General features: G+C 53.6%; 2 rRNA genes. Both read left to right on the top strand.

Annotation, left to right across the window (positions count from 1 at the left end):
* The first annotated feature begins 59 nt into the window (after positions 1-59).
* Positions 60-1,595 (top strand): 16S ribosomal RNA (locus GZH52_RS16560).
* 280 nt (positions 1,596-1,875) lie between these two features.
* Positions 1,876-4,766, top strand: a 23S ribosomal RNA gene (locus tag GZH52_RS16565).
* Together the 16S and 23S rRNA genes form the textbook arrangement of a ribosomal RNA operon.
* Positions 4,767-4,789: the final 23 nt, after the last annotated feature.

Genomic DNA, 4,789 nt, shown 5'->3' on the forward strand with positions numbered 1-4,789 from the left:
AGAAGGAAACGAAAGTTTCTTTGGACTTGCGTGCCAGAAGTACGAAAAAGTTAGAGATTGAACTGAAGAGTTTGATCCTGGCTCAGATTGAACGCTGGCGGCATGCTTTACACATGCAAGTCGAACGGCAGCACGGGCTTCGGCCTGGTGGCGAGTGGCGAACGGGTGAGTAATGCGTCGGAACGTGCCGAGTAATGGGGGATAACGCATCGAAAGGTGTGCTAATACCGCATACGCTCTGAGGAGGAAAGCGGGGGACCTTCGGGCCTCGCGTTATTCGAGCGGCCGACGTCTGATTAGCTAGTTGGTGGGGTAAAGGCCTACCAAGGCGACGATCAGTAGCGGGTCTGAGAGGATGATCCGCCACACTGGGACTGAGACACGGCCCAGACTCCTACGGGAGGCAGCAGTGGGGAATTTTGGACAATGGGCGAAAGCCTGATCCAGCCATGCCGCGTGAGTGAAGAAGGCCTTCGGGTTGTAAAGCTCTTTTGTCCGGGAGGAAATCCCGTAACCTAATACGTTGCGGGGATGACAGTACTGGAAGAATAAGCACCGGCTAACTACGTGCCAGCAGCCGCGGTAATACGTAGGGTGCAAGCGTTAATCGGAATTACTGGGCGTAAAGCGTGCGCAGGCGGTTTGATAAGTCAGATGTGAAATCCCCGGGCTTAACCTGGGAACTGCGTTTGAAACTGTCAGGCTAGAGTACGTCAGAGGGGGGTGGAATTCCACGTGTAGCAGTGAAATGCGTAGAGATGTGGAGGAACACCGATGGCGAAGGCAGCCCCCTGGGATGATACTGACGCTCATGCACGAAAGCGTGGGGAGCAAACAGGATTAGATACCCTGGTAGTCCACGCCCTAAACGATGTCAATTAGCTGTTGGGGGTTAGAATCCTTGGTAGCGTAGCTAACGCGTGAAATTGACCGCCTGGGGAGTACGGCCGCAAGGTTAAAACTCAAAGGAATTGACGGGGGCCCGCACAAGCGGTGGATGATGTGGATTAATTCGATGCAACGCGAAAAACCTTACCTAGCCTTGACATGCCAGGAACCCCGCTGAAAGGTGGGGGTGCCCGAAAGGGAATCTGGACACAGGTGCTGCATGGCTGTCGTCAGCTCGTGTCGTGAGATGTTGGGTTAAGTCCCGCAACGAGCGCAACCCTTGCCATTAGTTGCCAGCATTAAGTTGGGCACTCTAATGGGACTGCCGGTGACAAACCGGAGGAAGGTGGGGATGACGTCAAGTCCTCATGGCCCTTATGGCTAGGGCTTCACACGTCATACAATGGTCGGTACAGAGGGTCGCGAAGCCGCGAGGTGGAGCCAATCTCATAAAACCGATCGTAGTCCGGATTGCACTCTGCAACTCGAGTGCATGAAGTCGGAATCGCTAGTAATCGCAGATCAGCATGCTGCGGTGAATACGTTCCCGGGCCTTGTACACACCGCCCGTCACACCATGGGAGTGGGTTTCACCAGAAGTGGGTAGGCTAACCGTAAGGAGGCCGCTTACCACGGTGGGATTCATGACTGGGGTGAAGTCGTAACAAGGTAGCCGTAGGGGAACCTGCGGCTGGATCACCTCCTTTCTAGAGAAGGCGAGTCAAGCACTCACAGCCTATCGGTTGTTCAGATGTCGTCGAAAGTCAATCAGAGCACTTGTTTGAGTGTTGTGATTTGCGTTTGACGACGCTCGATCTTTAACAAATTGTAGAAGCCGAATAACAAGCGGCGAGACGGACGGCCAGTTAAATCTGACCGGAAGGATCGCCGACTTGGGTAGAAGATTGTATCAGGGCAACAACGTCGGGAGACGGGGTTGTCCGTCGCAAACTCAAACCTGTCTGAGTAAGGCAACTGAAATGATAGGGTCAAGCGAATAAGTGCATCAGGTGGATGCCTTGGCGATCACAGGCGATGAAGGACGTGCAAGCCTGCGAAAAGGTTCGGGGAGCTGGCAATGGAGCTTTGATCCGGACATGTCCGAATGGGGAAACCCGGCCCTTTTAGGGTCACTCCCAGCTGAACACATAGGCTGGGTAGAGCGAACGCGGAGAACTGAAACATCTAAGTACCCGCAGGAAAAGAAATCAACCGAGATTCCGTCAGTAGTGGCGAGCGAACGCGGAAGAGCCTGTATGTGATAGCCCTTGTGTTAGAAGAAAGGTCCTGGAAAGGCCTGCCGTAGTGGGTGATAGCCCCGTACTCGAAAACACATGGGTGGTACTGAGCATACGAGAAGTAGGGCGGGACACGCGAAATCCTGTCTGAAGATGGGGGGACCATCCTCCAAGGCTAAATACTCGTGATCGACCGATAGTGAACCAGTACCGTGAGGGAAAGGCGAAAAGAACCCCGGGAGGGGAGTGAAATAGAACCTGAAACCTGATGCATACAAACAGTGGGAGCCTCGCAAGGGGTGACTGCGTACCTTTTGTATAATGGGTCAGCGACTTACGTTCAGTAGCGAGCTTAACCGAATAGGGGAGGCGTAGGGAAACCGAGTCCGAATAGGGCGTCTTAGTTGCTGGGCGTAGACCCGAAACCGAGTGATCTATCCATGGCCAGGATGAAGGTGCGGTAACACGCACTGGAGGTCCGAACCCACTAATGTTGCAAAATTAGGGGATGAGCTGTGGATAGGGGTGAAAGGCTAAACAAACTCGGAGATAGCTGGTTCTCCCCGAAAACTATTTAGGTAGTGCCTCATGTATCACTTCCGGGGGTAAAGCACTGTTATGGCTAGGGGGTCATTGCGATTTACCAAACCATGGCAAACTCTGAATACCGGAAAGTGCGAGCATGGGAGACAGACGGTGGGTGCTAACGTCCATCGTCAAGAGGGAAACAACCCAGACCGCCGGCTAAGGTCCCAAATGATCAGCTAAGTGGTAAACGAAGTGGGAAGGCCTAGACAGCCAGGATGTTGGCTTAGAAGCAGCCATCATTTAAAGAAAGCGTAATAGCTCACTGGTCGAGTCGTCCTGCGCGGAAGATGTAACGGGGCTCAAGCTGATAACCGAAGCCGCGGATGTGTCTTTAGACACATGGTAGGGGAGCGTTCTGTAGGCCGTTGAAGGTGCATCGTAAGGTGTGCTGGAGGTATCAGAAGTGCGAATGCTGACATGAGTAGCGATAAAGCGGGTGAAAAGCCCGCTCGCCGAAAGCCCAAGGTTTCCTACGCAACGTTCATCGGCGTAGGGTGAGTCGGCCCCTAAGGCGAGGCTGAAAAGCGTAGTCGATGGGAAACGGGTTAATATTCCCGTACTTTCGTATAGTGCGATGTGGGGACGGAGAAGGTTAGGTCAGCGGCCTGTTGGAATAGGTCGTTTAAGCCGGTAGGCGGAGAGATTAGGCAAATCCGGTCTCTCTTAACGCCGAGAAGTGATGACGAGGGTCTACGGACCTGAAGTGACTGATACCACGCTTCCAGGAAAAGCCACTAAGCTTCAGCTATACGAGAACCGTACCGCAAACCGACACAGGTGGGCAGGATGAAAATTCTAAGGCGCTTGAGAGAACTCAGGAGAAGGAACTCGGCAAATTGATACCGTAACTTCGGGAGAAGGTATGCCCCGGTAGCGTGTAGTCCCTTGCGGACGAAGCGTGATGGGGTCGCAGAGAATCGGTGGCTGCGACTGTTTAACAAAAACACAGCACTGTGCCAACACGAAAGTGGACGTATACGGTGTGACGCCTGCCCGGTGCCGGAAGGTTAAGTGATGGGGTGCAAGCTCTTGATCGAAGCCCCGGTAAACGGCGGCCGTAACTATAACGGTCCTAAGGTAGCGAAATTCCTTGTCGGGTAAGTTCCGACCCGCACGAATGGCGTAACGATGGCCACACTGTCTCCTCCTGAGACTCAGCGAAGTTGAAATGTTTGTGAAGATGCAATCTACCCGCTGCTAGACGGAAAGACCCCGTGAACCTTTACTGTAGCTTTGCATTGGACTTTGAACAGACTTGTGTAGGATAGGTGGGAGGCTATGAAACCGAGACGCTAGTTTCGGTGGAGCCGTCCTTGAAATACCACCCTGGTGTGTTTGAGGTTCTAACCTTGGTCCGTGATCCGGATCGGGGACAGTGCATGGTAGGCAGTTTGACTGGGGCGGTCTCCTCCCAAAGTGTAACGGAGGAGTTCGAAGGTCACCTAGGTACGGTCGGAAATCGTGCTGATAGTGCAATGGCAAAAGGTGGCTTAACTGCGAGACCGACAAGTCGAGCAGGTGCGAAAGCAGGACATAGTGATCCGGTGGTTCTGAATGGAAGGGCCATCGCTCAACGGATAAAAGGTACTCCGGGGATAACAGGCTGATTCCGCCCAAGAGTTCACATCGACGGCGGAGTTTGGCACCTCGATGTCGGCTCATCACATCCTGGGGCTGTAGCCGGTCCCAAGGGTATGGCTGTTCGCCATTTAAAGTGGTACGTGAGCTGGGTTCAAAACGTCGTGAGACAGTTTGGTCCCTATCTGCAGTGGGCGTTGGAAGTTTGACGGGGGCTGCTCCTAGTACGAGAGGACCGGAGTGGACGCACCTCTGGTGTACCGGTTGTGACGCCAGTCGCATTGCCGGGTAGCTAAGTGCGGAAGAGATAACCGCTGAAAGCATCTAAGCGGGAAACTCGCCTGAAGATGAGACTTCCCTGAGGGCTTGACCCTCCTGAAGAGTCGTTCGAGACCAGGACGTTGATAGGTCGGGTGTGGAAGTGCCGTGAGGCATGAAGCTAACCGATACTAATTGCTCGTGAGGCTTGATCCTATCATTTGAGTGGCTTTGCCAGG

Source organism: Crenobacter caeni, from assembly GCF_010435965.1.
GTDB classification, from domain to species: domain Bacteria; phylum Pseudomonadota; class Gammaproteobacteria; order Burkholderiales; family Chromobacteriaceae; genus Craterilacuibacter; species Craterilacuibacter caeni.